Source organism: Effusibacillus dendaii, from assembly GCF_015097055.1.
GTDB lineage: Bacteria > Bacillota > Bacilli > Tumebacillales > Effusibacillaceae > Effusibacillus > Effusibacillus dendaii.
Genome location: NZ_AP023366.1, coordinates 2,979,947 through 2,997,845, shown reverse-complemented (window position 1 = coordinate 2,997,845; position 17,899 = coordinate 2,979,947). Strand labels below are relative to the sequence as shown.

The 17,899-nt window shown below is 49.5% G+C and carries 18 protein-coding genes; all 18 read right to left on the bottom strand.

Annotated features, from left to right (window positions below; all coding sequences use genetic code 11):
- Positions 1-12: 12 nt before the first annotated feature.
- Positions 13-1,137, bottom strand: a complete 1,125-nt coding sequence (gene tgt, locus skT53_RS15940) for a tRNA guanosine(34) transglycosylase Tgt (protein WP_200758786.1) — start codon at positions 1,135-1,137, stop codon at positions 13-15.
- 93 nt (positions 1,138-1,230) lie between these two features.
- Positions 1,231-2,343, bottom strand: coding sequence for a tRNA preQ1(34) S-adenosylmethionine ribosyltransferase-isomerase QueA (gene queA, locus skT53_RS15935; RefSeq protein ID WP_200758785.1), 1,113 nt, complete (start codon positions 2,341-2,343; stop codon positions 1,231-1,233).
- A gap of 360 nt (positions 2,344-2,703) precedes the next feature.
- Positions 2,704-3,972 (bottom strand): anti-sigma factor domain-containing protein, encoded by a 1,269-nt coding sequence (locus skT53_RS15930; protein ID WP_200758784.1) that lies wholly within the window; start codon positions 3,970-3,972, stop codon positions 2,704-2,706.
- An 18-nt stretch (positions 3,973-3,990) separates the two neighbouring features.
- Positions 3,991-4,734 carry an RNA polymerase sigma factor SigI gene (sigI, locus tag skT53_RS15925; protein ID WP_200758783.1) on the bottom strand — a complete coding sequence of 248 codons (744 nt, stop codon included), beginning with the start codon at positions 4,732-4,734 and terminating at the stop codon, positions 3,991-3,993.
- Between the two features lie 60 nt (positions 4,735-4,794).
- Positions 4,795-5,019, bottom strand: a complete 225-nt coding sequence (locus tag skT53_RS15920) for a DUF2905 domain-containing protein (RefSeq protein WP_200758782.1) — start codon at positions 5,017-5,019, stop codon at positions 4,795-4,797.
- Complete coding sequence (gene ruvB, locus skT53_RS15915) at positions 5,003-6,010, bottom strand: Holliday junction branch migration DNA helicase RuvB (protein WP_200758781.1); 1,008 nt, start codon at positions 6,008-6,010, stop codon at positions 5,003-5,005. Before ruvB ends, skT53_RS15920 begins: the two co-directional genes overlap by 17 nt.
- Positions 6,011-6,062: 52 nt before the next feature.
- The gene (gene ruvA, locus skT53_RS15910; RefSeq protein ID WP_200758780.1) at positions 6,063-6,668 is read right to left on the bottom strand and encodes a Holliday junction branch migration protein RuvA; all 606 of its coding nucleotides are present in this window, start codon (positions 6,666-6,668) and stop codon (positions 6,063-6,065) included.
- Between the two features lie 3 nt (positions 6,669-6,671).
- A complete protein-coding gene (gene ruvC, locus skT53_RS15905; RefSeq protein ID WP_200758779.1) occupies positions 6,672-7,175 on the bottom strand; it encodes a crossover junction endodeoxyribonuclease RuvC in 504 nt (167 codons plus the stop codon).
- A 108-nt stretch (positions 7,176-7,283) separates the two neighbouring features.
- Entirely contained in the window at positions 7,284-8,279 is a 996-nt protein-coding gene (locus tag skT53_RS15900; protein WP_200758778.1) for a CobW family GTP-binding protein, read from the bottom strand.
- A gap of 124 nt (positions 8,280-8,403) precedes the next feature.
- Entirely contained in the window at positions 8,404-8,787 is a 384-nt protein-coding gene (locus skT53_RS15895; protein ID WP_200758777.1) for a Na-translocating system protein MpsC family protein, read from the bottom strand.
- 154 nt (positions 8,788-8,941) lie between these two features.
- Positions 8,942-9,874 carry an NAD(+) synthase gene (gene nadE / locus skT53_RS15890; protein WP_200758776.1) on the bottom strand — a complete coding sequence of 311 codons (933 nt, stop codon included), beginning with the start codon at positions 9,872-9,874 and terminating at the stop codon, positions 8,942-8,944.
- Between the two features lie 217 nt (positions 9,875-10,091).
- Positions 10,092-11,156: a LysM peptidoglycan-binding domain-containing protein gene (locus skT53_RS15885; protein ID WP_200758775.1), complete on the bottom strand. Its 1,065-nt coding sequence runs from the start codon at positions 11,154-11,156 to the stop codon at positions 10,092-10,094.
- 120 nt (positions 11,157-11,276) lie between these two features.
- Positions 11,277-11,654 carry a PilZ domain-containing protein gene (locus skT53_RS15880; protein ID WP_200758774.1) on the bottom strand — a complete coding sequence of 126 codons (378 nt, stop codon included), beginning with the start codon at positions 11,652-11,654 and terminating at the stop codon, positions 11,277-11,279.
- A 150-nt stretch (positions 11,655-11,804) separates the two neighbouring features.
- Positions 11,805-12,887: a 3-isopropylmalate dehydrogenase gene (leuB, locus tag skT53_RS15875; protein ID WP_200758773.1), complete on the bottom strand. Its 1,083-nt coding sequence runs from the start codon at positions 12,885-12,887 to the stop codon at positions 11,805-11,807.
- The gene (locus skT53_RS15870) at positions 12,880-14,448 is read right to left on the bottom strand and encodes a 2-isopropylmalate synthase (RefSeq protein ID WP_200758772.1); all 1,569 of its coding nucleotides are present in this window, start codon (positions 14,446-14,448) and stop codon (positions 12,880-12,882) included. Before skT53_RS15870 ends, leuB begins: the two co-directional genes overlap by 8 nt.
- Before the next feature lie 98 nt (positions 14,449-14,546).
- A complete protein-coding gene (locus skT53_RS15865; RefSeq protein WP_200758771.1) occupies positions 14,547-15,533 on the bottom strand; it encodes a ketol-acid reductoisomerase in 987 nt (328 codons plus the stop codon).
- 104 nt (positions 15,534-15,637) lie between these two features.
- Positions 15,638-16,132, bottom strand: a complete 495-nt coding sequence (gene ilvN / locus skT53_RS15860; RefSeq protein WP_200758770.1) for an acetolactate synthase small subunit — start codon at positions 16,130-16,132, stop codon at positions 15,638-15,640.
- Positions 16,129-17,859, bottom strand: a complete 1,731-nt coding sequence (ilvB, locus tag skT53_RS15855; protein ID WP_200758769.1) for an acetolactate synthase large subunit — start codon at positions 17,857-17,859, stop codon at positions 16,129-16,131. The genes ilvN and ilvB overlap by 4 nt, the downstream gene beginning before the upstream one ends.
- Positions 17,860-17,899: the final 40 nt, after the last annotated feature.

The window sequence follows — 17,899 nt, the reverse complement described above, 5'->3', positions numbered from 1 at the left end:
TTTTGGAACACCTTATATAATCTTTTCATAGCCATATTGGGAATAAAATTCCTTCTTGAATTCTAGCAGACGATTCTGCTCTATGGCAAGCCGAATCTTTCGCATTAATTCTACTAAAAAATACAAATTGTGATAACTTGTCAATCGCAGCCCGAAAATTTCGTCCGCCTTAATCAGATGACGGATGTAGGCGCGCGAGTAGTTGCGGCAGGTATAGCAATCGCAATCCGGATCCAATTTTTCCCAATCACGGGCATAAACCGCATTGCGAATGACGACCTTGCCTACCGAGGTCATACAGGTTCCGTTTCGTGCAATGCGTGTCGGCAGCACGCAGTCAAACATGTCAATGCCTCTTTGCACCCCTTCGAACAGGTCGTCAGGGGATCCGACTCCCATCAGGTAGCGTGGTTTATCTTTCGGCAGCAGCGGTACAGTGAATGAAAGCACTTCCTGCATGAGTGGCTTCGATTCGCCTACCGATAACCCCCCCACCGCATAGCCCGGAAAATCGAGTTCCAGCAGTTCCATCGCACTCTGTTCACGCAGATCGCGCTCCATTCCCCCCTGTACAATTCCAAACAGCGCTTGATCATGCGGACGGCGGTGCGCTTCTTTGCATCGTTTCGCCCAACGGGTTGTGCGTTCCAGAGAATCCTTCAAATAGTCCCGGCTGGCCGGATAGGGCGGACATTCGTCAAACGCCATGATAATATCGGCGCCCAGCGCATTTTCCACTTCAATCGCTTTTTCAGGTGAAAGGAACAGCTTTTCACCCGATATATGGGAGCGAAACTCGACGCCTTCCTCGCTGATTTTACGCAGGGTGGACAGGGAAAACACCTGAAATCCGCCTGAATCGGTCAAAATCGAACGGTCCCAGTTCATAAACGAGTGCAGCCCGCCCGCTTCTCTCACCAAATCATGACCGGGCCGCAAAAACAGATGATATGTATTTGACAAAATGATCTCGGCCCCGATTTCCTTCAATTCTTCCGGACTCATCGCCTTGACAGTCGCTTGCGTGCCAACTGGCATGAATACCGGAGTTTCAATGGTTCCATGCGGCGTGTGAAGCCTGCCCCGTCGGGCCCCTGTATCGCGATCGATGGACAACAGTTCATATCGGACAGCCATCGCCACCTCTCCTTTCCAAGCTGCTAAACTAACGCCCTATTATAACAGAGATATCCATTCGCTTCCAAATCGCCCAATCTATCACGCATATCACTAAAGAATCAACATCGCGTCTCCGAACGAAAAGAACCGGTACCGTTCTTTGATCGCCGAGTCGTAAGCGGCAAGTATCCGTTCGCGCCCCGCCAGGGCAGATACAAGCATCATCAAAGAGGATTTGGGCAAATGAAAATTGGTGACCAATCCATCCACAACGGTAAACGAATATCCCGGATAGATAAAAATATCGGTCCATCCACTCGATTCTTTCAGTTTCAACACGTTTGTCCGCGAATTAGGATCGGCTTCCTTCCCATTGTCAGCTGTTTGACTCTCCGATCCGTCCCCGTTCGCAGGGGTCGTGGCTGCACGATTACCCACTGTCTCCAACGTCCGGCAGACCGTGGTGCCAACCGCAATCACACGGCCCCCCCTCTGCTTTGTCTGCATGATCCGATCGGCTGTCGCCTGCGGAAATTCGTAATATTCCGCATGCATCCGGTGTTCCTCAATCGTTTCGGCCGAGACGGGACGGAACGTGCCTAATCCCACATGCAAGGTGATAAACGCAATTTGGACTCCTTTGTCTTCAATCTGCTGCAGGAATGCTTTTGAAAAATGCAGTCCCGCCGTTGGCGCGGCAGCCGACCCTCTCTTGCGTGAAAAAACCGTCTGATAACGCTCCGCGTCCGCCAAACGTTCCGTTATGTAAGGAGGCAGCGGCGTCTCGCCCAACCGGTCGAGTACTTCATAAAACACCCCGTCGTATGTAAAACGAACGATGCGTCCTCCTTCTTCTGTTGTCTCTAACACTTCCGCACTTAGCACGCCGCCCCCGAAGTCGACAATCGCACCCGTTTTCACTCGTTTGCCCGGTCGAACCAGAACTTCCCAATGATCAGGCTGTATCTCTTTTAACAACAGAAATTCCACTTGCGCGCCAGTTTCCCGCTTTTGCCCATACAGGCGAGCCGGTATCACCCGAGTATCGTTTAGAACCAGACAATCCCCCGGCTCCAGATAATCAAGCAGATCGGTAAACATCTTATGTTCAAAGCGACCTGTTTTCCGATCCAGCACCAACAGCCGTGAGGCGGTCCGCTCGGCAAGCGGATGCTGTGCAATCAGCTCTTCCGGCAACTCAAAATCAAATTCTTCTAACCGCATAGTCCGTTTCACCTTTCATTTGAAAAGGGCGTGCTGTGCGGACACGCCCTCCGTTCGTAATGTTTGGCTTCCTGCCTTACTGTTCGGGGCTCAGATTCACCCCTTGATAATAGTGTTGCAAAATCCGGTCATAAGTATAACCTACTTACTCCATTCCGCTCCGACATATCCTCAGTTCGACAAATCCCTGCAAACTCCTGCACTTAAAGTCGTATTCTGACGGAATAATAATTCTAAAAAACAAGTAACTATGGTAAACTATTCCACACCATCATGATTACGGGAATCGAATAATCTCGCTTGTTAAACAAAGAACCTTCCATCGCTGTCGGGATGAAAGGTTCTTTTTCATATTCGGTATTACCTGTCAGATTTGTCGCCATGGTCTGTCGAACGGTCCGGCGTATCATCGTTCTGCCGTTTGTCGTGTGCCCCCTTGTCACGCTGCCACTTGTTATCAACCGCACCGTTGTCAGGTGGCCCCACACGATGGGAGGAAGCGCCTACATCCCCTTTCGGGTTCAGGCGCTCTCCTTCCTGGTTCGTCCATTTCTTCTCAACCGGGTTCTCCTGCTTTGATGTCCCCTTATCATCTCCAGAGTTGTCAGGAGTTCTTTGATCGCCCGATTCAGAATTGTTTTTTGAGTCTGATTGACTCTTTCCTCTATCGTCAGATGTGTTCTTACGAGGATGATTTCCTCGTTGCCCGTCATCTGATCGATTCCAATTACCGGGAACCCATTTGGGCAACTCCCCAACTCCAGATTCTGACGGCTTAACTTGATCGGTATCGTGCCCCTCTTTACTGTCCCGTTTTTCCTTCTTCGCTTTCCACTCCTGCAAAAGATCTTCCAGATTGCGGTCACCATTCATATGTTCCAAAATTTGCTTTATCTCGTCACCGTGTTTTTTCACCACAGTTGTGACCGCTTCCCGCTTTAACTCCTCAACCGAAACGGGCAGCCCGGTTGCCTGCGCCTGTAAATACACGGCGTATTTTCCTGAAGAAAGTCCAACGGTTTTGGCTTCTTCGCGAACCTTTTCCGACACCACCACACCACCGACATTTGCTGAAAGCCCGCTTTTCGAGACTTTTTCGCTCACCCGTGTCATCAATATCTGCTCCAGGCTTCCCACGTCGATTTGAGCATCAGGAGCCGCCGAGGCAGTAACAAGAATTTCGGAATCCGGCTTTATGAAACCTTTCTTCGTCGCTTGATCAGTCAGTTCATCGATCGCCTGTTCGACCGGCTTGCCTTCCAGATGAAGGTCGGCCACCAGAACTTTCCCGTCATCGTTTAACGGCTCCGTTTTTAAAACGGACTTTTCCTTGTTGATGGCCAATTCCAAACTGGGGTTAATATCAAGAGCTACATAAGCAGACACACGTTTCGCCTGCACGATTTCCGATGCCTGCCATAACCCGATCGCAAGAACAAATGCCGCCGCAAGAGGAGCTACTCTTCTCCATGCCAAATACGATCGTGAAAAGCCCGGAACCGAAAATTCAATCTCTTCACCAAGTTGAATTCCACTTGGCACCGGGATTTTCACAAATTGCCGGTCAGCCGTCATAACGATTGCATGCGAACCGGATATTTTCATGATAACACCTTTTGATTTCCGCATGGCTGCGCACCTCTTACGCTACTGAATATACTCTTGCAGCATCTCAAATTCGCCTATCAGGATCAGCGTAATCGCGATGATATATTTTCGCTGCCGCTCCACCGTTTTACGGCTCACGGCAATCTTCGAACTTAACAACTTTAATGGCAAAGATTTTTTTTCGAGCAGATAAGCTCTCATTTCCGCATCTTCCGCAATCGTTCGGGCGACCTCCATCGCATTGAAGCGAGCATCCGCATGCTTGGGGGAAATTTCTACCAACTCCTCCATATCAATGCCAAATTCGTAGAGCCATTCGGTAAAACGGAAAATTTCTTCTCTCCGGCTTTCCGTTTCGACCGTTTGCTTATGCAGGTCGATTGATTTTTGAATTTCGATCTGGTTGATGACATTTTCTTCTCCATCTTCCACATCAAATTCACTAAGCAATCGATCCTTGCTGCGCGAGGATTGGGAACGGTAAAAATCGATCAGCCGTCTTTTAATTACCGTCTCCGCAAATGCTAGAAAACTTGTCCCTTTTTGCACGTTATACCGGTCTATTGCCTCATTAAAAGCGGACAAAGCAATGCTAAACTCATCGTCAACGCCACGTTCAATATAACGTCCGCTTGTTTTGGACGCTGTCTTGGCAATAAACGGAATATAATCTTCCAGCAATTTATTGCGAACGGAAGGGTTTCCCTGCTGAGCGAGCTCGACCCATTCTGCAAGTTGTCCGTATTCTTCTGTTTTTCTAGGCCGGAACGGTAACCATGGCACCCCATTCCACCTCGCTTGCTATAAATTTCGAGACACCTGATTCGTTTCTGGGGTACAATGTTATCGTCGGAAATAATTTACAAGAAACGCGATCAATGACAACAAAACACTCAGCAAAACACTGGTCATAATCGGGAAATAAAAGGAGAAGTTTTCTTTTTTAATCACAATGTCACCGGGCAGTTTACCAAGAAAGCCCAGCCAGCGACCGCCAACCTGCCAGACGAGCGCCAGTCCGATACAGACAACCCCGATAATCAACAGCGTTTTAGTCACCGGATTCATGATTGGGAGTCCTCCCGAAATGAGAGTAGGCACGCGCAGTCACCACTCGACCGCGCGGCGTCCGTTGTAAAAATCCAATCTGCAGCAGATACGGTTCATACACATCGTCAATCGTATCCGATTCTTCCCCAATGGTAGCGGCAATTGTGTCCAATCCGACAGGGCCGCCGTTAAACTTATCCATAATCGCCAACAATAATTTATGGTCGATATGATCCAATCCTAACGGATCGACTTGTATCTGCTCGAGCGCGTTTTCGGCAATCTCTTCTGTGATAACGCCGTCCCCGCGCACCTGCGCAAAATCACGCACCCGTTTCAAAAGCCGATTGGCCACTCGCGGCGTACCGCGTGAACGTGTGGCAATCTCTACGGCGGCGTTCGGTTGAATTTTTACTTGCAAAATATCCGCCGCCCGGACCACAATACGGCACAAATCTTCCACACTGTAATAGTCAAGATGGCTGATTACGCCAAACCGATCGCGTAGAGGAGAAGACAAAAGCCCGGCGCGTGTGGTCGCTCCGATTAACGTAAAGGGAGGCAGTTCCAATCGGACAGAACGGGCACTCGGCCCTTTGCCGATTACAATATCAAGCGCGTAATCCTCCATCGCCGGATAGAGAACTTCTTCTACAGACCGGTTTAAACGATGAATTTCATCAATAAACAAAACGTCGCTCTGCTGCAGGTTGGTCAGCAGGGCGGCAAGATCACCCGGCCGTTCAATCGCCGGACCCGATGTGATTCGGAGGTTCACACCCAACTCATTGGCGATAATGTTGGACAATGTGGTTTTGCCAAGCCCCGGCGGACCATAGAGCAAAACGTGATCAAGCGGCTCTTGGCGCATTTTGGCCGCCTCGATAAACACGCGCAAATTCTCTTTAACCTGCTTCTGTCCAATATATTCATTCAAATAGCGCGGCCGGATCGATTCAAAAGATCCGTCCTCACCCATGTAATGGGCCGAAATGATGCGCTCTTCCATGACCCCACTCCTTCACGGTCACTGCTGTCTATTTCGTATCGAAAAATCGGCTCTATTTCGTAAAAAGCTCCTGCAAAGCTTTTTTTATCAGTGATTCCAAAGGGAGACCTTGCTCAATCTCATCCGCAAGCGAGCGCATCACATTGCGTACTTCCTTTTCATTATAGCCGAGTGACAAAAGTGCATCAAACAGTTCCCGGTTGCTTTTCCCGCCAGGTTCTTTCACAGGAGCTGCTGCGCCAGTTCCCGCTATGCCAATGTCATCCAGCTTGTCTTTCAGTTCAATGATGATTCGCTGTGCCGTTTTCGCTCCAATCCCTGGCAGCTTTTTTAAAAAATCGGCCTGTTCGCTCTGAATCGCCGCTACCACATCACCGACCGGCGCGGATCCGACAATCGTCAACGCCGCTTTGGGACCGATGCCTGACACGTTCTGCAAACGGACAAACAGATTCCGTTCGTTTTTTGTTTTGAATCCGTAGAGCAAATGAGCGTCTTCGCGGACATGATACTGCGTATGCAGCCTTTCCTGCGCTCCCGGCTGCAGGGAAAGGGAAGTAGCGGCGGTCACAAACACCTGATACCCGATTCCGTTCACATTAAATACCACATAGTCTGCCGCCACTTCTTCCACAATGCCTTCCACAAATGAAATCACTGTTTACCTTCCTTCCGCCTGGCGAATCCGATTTGTAAGCGGCGCCGTATGTGCATGTGTGATGGCAACCGCCAATGCATCTGCCACGTCATCCGGTTTGGGGACATCCTGCAGGCCCAGGAACAAGCGAACCATTTCCTGCATCTGCTGCTTGTCCGCTTTCCCGTAACCGGTGATCGCCTGTTTAATCTGAACCGGCTTGTACTCACTGACAGGCAAACCCATTTGGGCAGCTGCCAATAGCACAACACCGCGCGCTTGACTGACCCCAATCGCCGTTGTCACATTACGGCTGAAAAACAGTTCCTCAAGCGCCAACGCATCCGGTTTTCTCCGTTCGATAATGGTAAGCAATGCATCATAAATTTGCAGCAGGCGCTGTTCCATCCGTAGTCCGGGTTGGGTTTCGATCAGACCAAATTCAAGCGAGCGTATCCGGCTGCCGTCCAGTTGGATGACCCCGTACCCCGTTCGTCCATATCCCGGGTCAATCCCGATAATCCGCATTCGTTTGCCTCCTGCCTTTCACAGCGTACCTATGCTTACCTTATTCGTTTCCCATACGTTCATTTCCTACCCCGAACATTCATTCTATTGAAACGGTTTGTTTCCGCGTCAAACCAGACAGGTCTGCAGCCGCTGCAACAAACTGTCCCGGTCCAGATGTTTGCCGATAAAAACAAGCCTGTTTTCCTTCCGGTCGCCCCAGACACCGTCAGCTACCGCCTGACTGCGATCTCCGACCAAATGAAAAATCAGTTTTTCCTCATACCCGTCGATCCACAAGATTCCCTTGCCGCGAAAAATGCCCTGCGGCAAATCGGACATCAGTTCCCCGAATTTTTCATAATCGAACGGACGCTCCGATATAAACGAAACGGATGAAATATCGTCATCGTGCAGATGACTGTGTGCATGCGAATGCGGAACACCTGCCGAACAGTCCGGACATTCTTCCAACGCGATCAAATCCGCGCTGTCTCCCTCCAACATCCGTTCCAACTGAAACATGCCGACATCCAGCAAAAGTCTCAAATCGACTTGCGAATTCGTGGTCCGCAGTACACGGGCGACCGGATTCATATCGGCAATTTCCGTTTCGATCTGCGCCACCTTTTCATTCGATACCAAGTCCGTTTTATTCAATAGCAAAATATCCCCTGCCAAAATTTGATCCGCCGTTGTCCCGCTCAACTCCAGGTTCTCATCGAAACGGGATGCATCAACAACCGTCACAATCGCATCCAAGCGAACCTGTTCAGACAATTCATCAATTAAAAACGTCTGGGCAACCGGACGAGGATCCGCCAATCCAGTCGTTTCTACAAGTATATATTGCGGTCTGTCGAGTCGCGCTAACACGCTTGTCACGGCACGCTGCAAATCATCCCGAACCGTACAGCAGATACATCCGTTAGCCAGTTCCACAACTTCTTCATCCGTTCCCACGACCAGGTGATGATCGATCGAGACCTCGCCAAACTCATTGACGATTACCGCTACTTTCAACCCATGATTTTCCTGCAGTATGTAATTTAACAAGGTTGTTTTGCCGCTTCCCAACGCGCCTGTCAGAATCGTCGCCGGAATGCGCGGATCGATTGCTTCCACAGCGAACCCCCCTCGCCCCCTGAATGTATATACCGCTAGTATAACATTTGGAACACAAAAACCGGACTCTTATCCGCACAGGATTTTGGCCCGGTTCTCTTATCAAACGCGATCCGTTTGATCATCACTCATGTGCATCTGCCGGATTCCGATTTAAAATAACCACGATGACGCTTTTATCCTGATCAAAATCCCAATCAACAAACGAATCAACCACTTGCCTCTTCAGGTACTCCTCAAAATGGCCATTGTTGTGCAGATACCTTTTTTCCAAACCTTCACGTATGATCAATACGGTTCGGTCATCCATTTGACAAGAGTAGATCCGATCGGGAGCTTTTTGCGCATTTTGACTGATATGAATAAGCTCCTCTTCAAGACGCTCCTTGCCTATAAAATCTTCTCGGATATCCTTTTCTGCCAGCAGCGGCGCCGGACTGAGCCCGACAAAAACGCCAGTCTTGTTAACCAGGTTCCAGTCATAGTAAAATTCCCGAGAAATCTCCACCCGTCGTAATTTTCACAAACGATTTAATTTCGGGTATTACCCCCAAAATAAAAAGCCTAACTTCACAGTCGGAAGTTAGGCCATGGAACGACTTCTAAGAATAGATTCAACCATTTGCCTTTCATAAAGAAATGCCTCACGAAATGAACCACTGTTAAAATTTTTGGGGCAGCACATTCATTTCTTTTGGGGCGGAAGGCGGCAGTTCACGTTTGTGCTGGCTTCGCGCCTCCATCAGCTGAATCCGTTCCCTGATATCGTCCGGTATCTCAAATCCGCAAATATAGTCATCAATATCTTCATACCGCAAACCCATTTCCGATTCATCGGTCTGACCCTCATACAGACCGGCAGAAGGCGGTTTCTCAATCACGGCAGCCGGAATACTGAGATACTTGGCCAATTCCCGCACCTGTCTTTTTAACAGGGAACTGATCGGCAGAATGTCGACGCCCCCGTCTCCGTATTTGGTAAAATAACCGGTTATGCTTTCGGGCGCATTGTCTGTGCCGACCACCAAATAGCCTCGTTCCTGAGCCGCCAGGTAGAGAGTCGACATCCGTAAACGGGCTTTTAAATTGCCGCCGACCAACGGATGTGAACGTTCTCCGATCAGACCCGATGTCTGTGCCGTTTTCACCAGTGTGTCATATGTATCAGACAAATCAACCACTTTATATGTCAAACCGATTGAATGGCAAATTTGTTCCGCGTACTGCCGATCTTCCGGAATACTTCGACAGGGCATAATTAACCCCAGTGATTGATCAGGAAATGCTTTTTGGCACAAGGCGGAAACAACCGCGCTGTCAATACCGCCCGAAACTCCCACAACGACACCTTTCATCTTTGCAGTGGACACCCTGTCGCGTATCCACCATACCAGACTGTCAATCGTGTGATAAGCCAGCCCTGCGCGACTATCCGCTACCGGTTCCACCGCATCCGCCGATAGAGCAACCTCCCCCTTGGCAAAGTACTCTCCCGACAAAAGGCAGGTTATCATGTCGCCAGATTCGGCACGTACGATTCCGTAACTCGGACTGTAGGGACCCGCCACTACTTTTACCACTTTTCTTTCCACCATGCGCATCACCACTCCCAATCACCAGGATTTATTGGATTCTCGCCTTTCACTTTATCTGTAAGTATACAATTCTTGTTAAAAAAAACAAAGCTCCGGACCGGAAGATTGGTCTGCTCCAGAATGGAAGGCCGATTCATGCTGAGTACACAAACAGACACCGAAAAGAAACAAAAACCATTCTTTCGGTGTCACAAGTATATCCTATAATCAAATTACCTCATCTCTGACCATTCGGATTAGGCTGTTGGCACTCATTGCGGTATGCTGGCATCCCGTATCCCTTTCCGTATGGCATCATACCCGTTTCATACATCTTCGTACCGGCCATCCCCATTCCATATGGTTTCGGAGCAGCCGGATACATATCCGCACTGATTCCCGGGAGTCCCGTTGCATACGGATACATGGCAGGTCCGGTTACCCCATAGGGAGCATACGCCGGATACCCCGCCGGTGCCAGCCCTGGATACGGATATAGGTTTCCAAATTCATCCATTAAAGCGGGATACATTCCGGGCGGACAGGGACTGCACGGCGTACAGTCAATCACCATCGGCGGCGGACACGGCATTGGCATATATTGGATTGGCTGTACAACCGGCGTTGGTTTCGGCATTTCTTTCAGCTTCGGTTTCGGCATTTCTTTCGGCTTTGGTTGTTCTTTGATCTCAACTTTCGTATAATGCGGCTCATAATCCAGTTCGACGTCCACATGTTGAATAATCGTTGTCTCTTCTTTGACTGGGGCAGGTGGAGGAGTAACAGGAGCGGGTACGGGAACCGGAGCTACTTCAATCGGTTTCGTCACCATCTCTTTCGGTTTCGGCATAGTCAATTTTTCTTTTGCTATTGGCATCATCGCTTGTTCTTTTGCTATCGGCATGGTCATTTGTTCTTTTGTCATAGGCATTTTCAGATGTTTGTGATGCAACAGCCCTCCATGTCCAATCGAATAGGGAGCCGGAATATTGATGATCTGACCCGGCGCAATCATTTCAGGATTGGCGATTTGCGGATTTGCTGCAATTACATTCGCCAATGAATTACCGGTTTCTTTTGCGATTTTCCATAACGTATCGCCTTCCTGAACCGTATACGTCGTCATCGTACCGGTGGGCTCCGGCATATTGCCGTGGACAGGAATGTGAATTACCTGACCTACATCAAGTTTATCCGGATCCGGGATTTGCGGATTTGCCGCAATCAACGAACTTAGCGTCACACCGTTCTTTTGGGCAATTTTCCATAACGTGTCACCTTGTTGGACCAGGTGTGTTATCAATTGATTCGTCCTCCCCCATAGTCAAATATCACTTGCAGTATATGCGCCTCTGTTACGTTTGTCATGAAATTCGGGAAAATAGGCGTTTATTCATAAAAAACCGGAGATTGTCTCTCCGGTTTAACCTGTAATATATTTTTCTCGTTGACGCCTACGTATCTGAATAGTATTAATGCTGGTTATCAGGTTCCGCTGTTCGGTTTCTTCAAGAAATACAAACTTGACACCATACAAGTAGAGTTCCTCTTTCTTCTCCATCCAAACGAGTTGTCCGTATACCTCAATTTCCCGGTCCCCGATGTCAATTGCAAATTGCCACTCCAAATACTCGCTGACCGGCAGTTCACGATCAGATAAAAAACAGAGGCCGCCGCCGGATATGTTTTGGATTTCTACCTCAAATTCCTCTTCTGCCGGCAGCATTTTACCACCTAATTTCCGCAGGCGAAGTGAGCAAAAAGTAGTCAGCGGTATTCGATAATATTCTCTTTGCCTCATTTCGCCCCACCCCTTCTCATCCTCTCGCATTTATCTGCATGGAAAATATAGGTACATAAACTATACTGCAAACTCTACCCATTCGATTAGGTGCTTAAGACCTAATTTTCAAAAAAAAATTCCCCGACTCAGTCAGGGAAATTTTTAAACTCAAGACGCAACTTTGGAACGAATCGACTGTACGACCAGATCCCCCATTTCGGAAGTGGATACGGTTTTTTCATCAGGTGTCGCCAGATCGGCTGATCGAACGCCTTTCGAAAGAACTTCGTAGACCGCTTCTTCAATGGCAGCTGCCTCCGCCTCCCATCCAAAGGAATGGCGAAGCAGCATCGCAGATGACAAAATCGTCCCTAACGGGTTGGCGATCCCACGGCCTGCAATATCCGGCGCGGAACCGTGACACGGTTCATAAAGCCCGACAGAAGCTCCGAGACTTGCAGACGGCAGCATTCCGATTGAACCTGTCAGCATCGCTGCTTCATCCGATAGAATGTCGCCAAACATATTTTCCGTTACAACCACGTCAAACTGTCGAGGATTACGGATTAACTGCATGGCGCAATTGTCCACCAGAATATGTTCACATTTCACATCCGGATAATCTTTCCCGATGCGATTCACCGTTTCACGCCAGAGACGCGAGGATTCGAGCACATTCGCCTTGTCTACAGAATGGAGAATCTTCTTGCGCTTTCTGGCTATATCGAACGCCATACGCACAATTCGCTCAATCTCCTGCGTAGAATAAACAAGTGTATCGGTTGCCAGTTCGCCCGTTTCAGTAGCCGTACGCCTTTTTTCACCAAAGTAGATGCCGCCTGTCAGCTCTCTCAAAATCAGAAAGTCAACACCGGACAGCACTTCTTTTTTGAGTGTGGACGCATGCAACAACGGTTCGAACGCCGTTATCGGACGCAGATTGGCAAAAACGCCAAGTTCTTTGCGCATCCGCAAAAGTCCGGACTCGGGTCGCAAATGGGATGGATTCTGATCCCATTTCGGTCCGCCAACCGCTCCCAACAGGATCGCGTCGGATTCCTTCAGCCCTTTTACTGTGTGGGGAGGAAGCGGATCCTGAAAATCATCAATCGCATTTCCTCCGATGGGCAGAGTCTCGTAAACGAATTCACGAGAAAACCGCTGCGCGACAGCGTCCAACACTTTTACTGCTTCCGCCACAATTTCCGGACCAATTCCGTCACCAGGCAGAAGAGCAATTTTTTTAGACATGCAAATCCACCTTCTCTTGTCTACGTCTGTATTCCTTGCCGTGAGTGTCCATCCGTTTCGTGATCATACGATTGATGGCATCCAGATAAGCTCTTGCACTCGCTTCCAGGACGTCGGTTGAAACCGCTCGACCATTTGCGACAATGTCGTCTTGACGAATCTGTACACGTACTTCACCCAATGCGTCTTGTCCGCCAGTCACCGAATCGATCTGATACTGAAGCAGTTCTACCTCTTCATTCGTGATACGATCAATGGCGCGGTAAATGGCGTCAACCGAACCATTCCCGACAGCCGCTTCCTGCAAAAGCCCTTTTTCGTCATCAACAAGACCGATCGTCGCTGTCGGCACACCCTGTGTACCGCATGAAACCTGCATAAACTCAAAACGGTAAGCCAGTTTCGATGTATCCGTTTCTACATCGTTCAGTAAAGCCAGTATATCTTCGTCCGTAACGTATTTTTTGCGGTCACACAGATCCTTGAATTTACGGAATGCTGTATTCAAAGCATCGCCTTCCAGTTCATACCCGAGTGAAACGAGATGATCCTTGAATGCGTGACGGCCGGAGAGTTTCCCCAATACCAGTTTGGAATCGCCCATTCCTACAATTTCCGGACGGATAATTTCATAAGTGCTTTTTTCTTTCAGGACACCGTCTTGATGAATGCCCGATTCATGCGCAAACGCGTTCGCCCCGATAATCGCCTTGTTCGGCTGTACAACCATACCGGTCAACTTGGAAACCATGCGGCTGGTCCGCGCGATTTCCGCCAGTTCCAGCCCAGTCGCGGCTTGGTAAAATTGCGGACGAGTGTACAATGCCAACGCAACTTCCTCAATCGCTACGTTACCGGCACGTTCCCCAATCCCGTTGATCGTTCCTTCAATCTGGTCAATTCCTGCCGCAATGGCAGCCAACGTGTTCGCGGTTGCCATTCCCAGATCGTCGTGACAATGAGCAGACAATTTGATTTTGTCAGCACCTTTGGCATTCTCGCGCACATAGCGGAAAATATGGGCATACTCGGAAGGAGTCAGGTAGCCTACCGTATCCGGAATGTTCAGTACAGTGGCACCCGCTTTTGCTGCGACTTCCGCCACTTTGACCAGGAAGTCGAGGTCGCTTCGACCGCCATCCTCTGCAGAGAATTCCACATCGGACACGAACCCTTTAGCCAGACGAACAGCCGAATCAATCTGTTCCAATACCTGTTCCGGGGTCATGCGCAGTTTATGCTGCATATGAATCGGCGATGTGGCCAGAAAAACGTGTATCCGCGGGTTGTCTGCCCCTTTTAACGCTTCATACGACTGCTCGATATCAAATTTTACAGAACGGGACAATGAACAAACCGTAACACCGCGAATTTCATTTGCAATCCGTTGGACGGATTCAAAATCCCCTTTGGAGGAAGCCGCAAATCCTGCCTCGATGATATTGACACCCAGGCGAGCTAGCTGCCGGGCAATCTCCAATTTTTCTTCAAGATTCAGGTTCACACCCGGTGACTGCTCTCCATCTCGCAACGTAGTGTCAAACACTTCAATTTTGCGCATAGTTCTCCCTCCCATGAATAATTTGATGAATGCACGATTCTACGGATCCCGTCAGACAAAAACCTGACAGGATCAGTGGAACCGATAATACTTCCCATTTAACGATTGATCCAGCTCATCATTTCACGCAGACGAGAGCCGACTTGCTCAATTTGATGTTCCGCTTCCCGACGCTTAATCGCGTTGTATGTCGGACGGCCTGCCTGGTTTTCAAGAATCCATTTTTTCGCAAATTCACCGCGTTGAATTTCTTCCAGAACCCGTTTCATTTCTTTTCTGGTTTCTTCCGTCACGATACGAGGGCCCGTTACATAATCGCCGAACTCAGCAGTGTCGGAAATCGAATAGCGCATACGGGCCAAGCCACCTTCATACATCAGGTCAACAATCAGTTTCAGTTCATGCAAGCATTCAAAATATGCGATTTCAGGCGAATAACCAGCTTCTACAAGCGTTTCAAAACCGGCTTTTACCAACTCGGAAGCGCCGCCGCAGAGAACTGCCTGCTCACCGAACAGGTCGGTTTCTGTCTCTTCACGGAAGGACGTTTCAAATACACCCGCACGAGTACAGCCGATTCCTTTTGCATAAGCGAGAGCCAATTCTTTCGCCTTGCCGGTTGCATCTTGATGAATCGCGACCAGACCGGGCACGCCGCCGCCTTCCGTAAATACGCGGCGAACCAGATGGCCAGGGCTTTTGGGAGCCACCATTGCCACGTCTACATCGGCAGGAGGCGTAATCTGACCGAAATGAATGTTGAATCCATGCGAGAACATCAACATTTGACCGGCACGCAGATTCGGCTCGATTTCTTCCCGGTATACTTGCCCCTGGCGCTCATCCGGCATCAAAATCTGCACAATATCCGCCGCTTTGGTTGCTTCCGAAACGGTCATTACTTCAAATCCGTCATTTTCCGCTTGTTTCCAGGACTTTCCTGGTCGACCGGCAACGATTACTTTAACACCGGATTCACGAAGGTTCTGTGCTTGCGCGTGTCCCTGCGAGCCGTATCCTACAACGGCAACTGTCTTTCCATGCAACGCTTTCAAATCTGCATCTTGGTCATAGTACATTTTCATTGTTCAAAATCCCCTTATCCTTTTAGTTTTCTTATGTCGATGGCCTGATTGCCGCAGGACACCGATGTATGGTTAACCGTCGTAATGACAACTGGCTTTCCGGGTTATTTCACCCTGGCCGCCACTTGTGCACGCACCAATGCGGTTACTCCGGTTCTGGCAATTTCTTTAATCCCATAGGGACGAAGCAATTCAATAATCGCATCGTTCTTTTCCCGGCTGCCGGTCGCCTGGATCATCATCGAAGAACGCCCGACATCGACAATCGTTGCGCGGAACGGTTCCACAATGCCATTGATTTCCGAGCGGGAAGCCGGATTTGCAGCAATCTTGATCAGAATCAGTTCTCTCTCCACCATCGGGTCTTCCGACAGATCCTGCACTTTAATCACGTCAATCAGTTTGTGAAGCTGTTTCATAACCTGTTCGACAGTCGCTTCATCGCCGATTGTGGTGATCGTCATACGGGAAACCCCCGGTTCTTCACTCGGCCCTACAGTCAGACTGTCGATGTTGAATCCACGGCGGGAGATCAATCCAGCCACTCTTGCAAGCACGCCAGGCGTATCGTTTACGATTACAGACAGGGTATGTCTCACTCTTCCCACCCCTTAACAATCAGTTCATCTGTTCCTTTGCCGGGTGGTACCATCGGGAACACGTTTTCCGCTTCCTCCACGATAAAATCAACCACGACCGGACCGGGATGCGCCAGCGCATCTTTAATTGCCTGTTCGGCCTGAGCCGTATTTTCCGCACGAATCCCTTTGACATTGAACGCTTCTGCAACTCGGGCAAAATCAGGCGCTCCAATTTTCGATTCGGACAGACGATTTTCATGGAACAGTTCCTGCCATTGGCGCACCATTCCCAAGAACCCATTGTTGATGATGAACACTTTGACCGGAATATTTCGCTCTGCAATGGTTTGCAGTTCTTGGATGTTCATCTGGATCGACGCATCTCCTGCAATACAGATGACCAGTTCATCCGGTTTCGCAAGCTGTGCGCCAATCGCTGCCGGGAAACCGTATCCCATCGTACCCAGTCCGCCGGACGTGATCCATTTCCGTGGCTCGTTGAATTGGTAGAAATGGGCTGCCCACATCTGATGCTGTCCGACTTCTGTCGTCACAATCGCACGGCTATCGGTCAATTTATTAATCAGATCAATCACATATTGCGGCTTTAGCGATTCGCCTTGCTGCTTAAAGCTTAACGGGTATTCCGCTTTCCAAGCAGCGATTTGCCGCTGCCAGTCCGCGCAATTCGCACGCGGCGCCTTTTCAAGCAAAGCTTTTAACGCATTTTTTGCATCCGCCACAATCGGATATTCGATTGCCACGTTTTTGCCGATTTCCGCCGGATCGACATCGATGTGCACCTTTTTCGAATTAGGCGAAAACCGTTCCAGCTTGCCGGTCACCCGGTCGTCAAACCGGACGCCACAGGCAATGAGCAGATCACAATGGAAAATTGCCATATTTGCCGCATAGGTACCGTGCATGCCCAACATACCCACATACAACGGATCATTCTGCGGATACGCTCCCAGTCCCATCAGCGTGCTGGCAACCGGAATTCCCGATTCACGAGCAAATCGACGGAGCTCTTCTGACGCTTCACTGCTGATAATGCCGCCACCAATATACATCAATGGCCGTTCCGCTTCCGCAATCGCTTCCGCTACCCGTTCAATCTGCAGCATGCTTGGCATGGTCGTCGGATTGTAACCCCGGATATTAACGGTCTCCGGAAATACAAAATTCGCTTTTCCATTTGCCACATCTTTCGGAACATCAACCAACACGGGACCGGGACGGCCAGTTCCCGCAATGTGATAAGCTTCCGCCAGAATACGAGGAATATCTTCCGTTTTGCGGACTTGGAAATTATGCTTCGTGATCGGCATGGTGATCCCCATCACGTCTGCTTCTTGAAACGCGTCGCTTCCAATTAAGGAAGTCGCTACCTGACCGGTGATGATCACAACCGGAGTCGAATCCATATACGCATCGGTAATTCCGGTAATCAGGTTGGTCGCGCCCGGACCGGACGTAGCCATGACCGTCCCCACTTTGCCGGTTGCCCGTGCAAATCCTTCAGCTGCATGAATCGCCGCTTGTTCGTGCCGGGTCAAAATATGCTCAATGCCGCTTTCATAGAGAGCGTCATATATGGGAAGAATCGCACCTCCCGGATATCCGAAAATCGTTGCAACCCCTAAACGCTTCAGGGATTCCACAACCATTTCAGCCCCCGTCATCTGAACCGGCTTTGCTTGCGGCGCATTCGATGTCGGCGCTGGTTTGATTGCTTGTGACATCTTCTTCCCCACCTCTTCCAAAGTTGATTTTTAAAAAGAT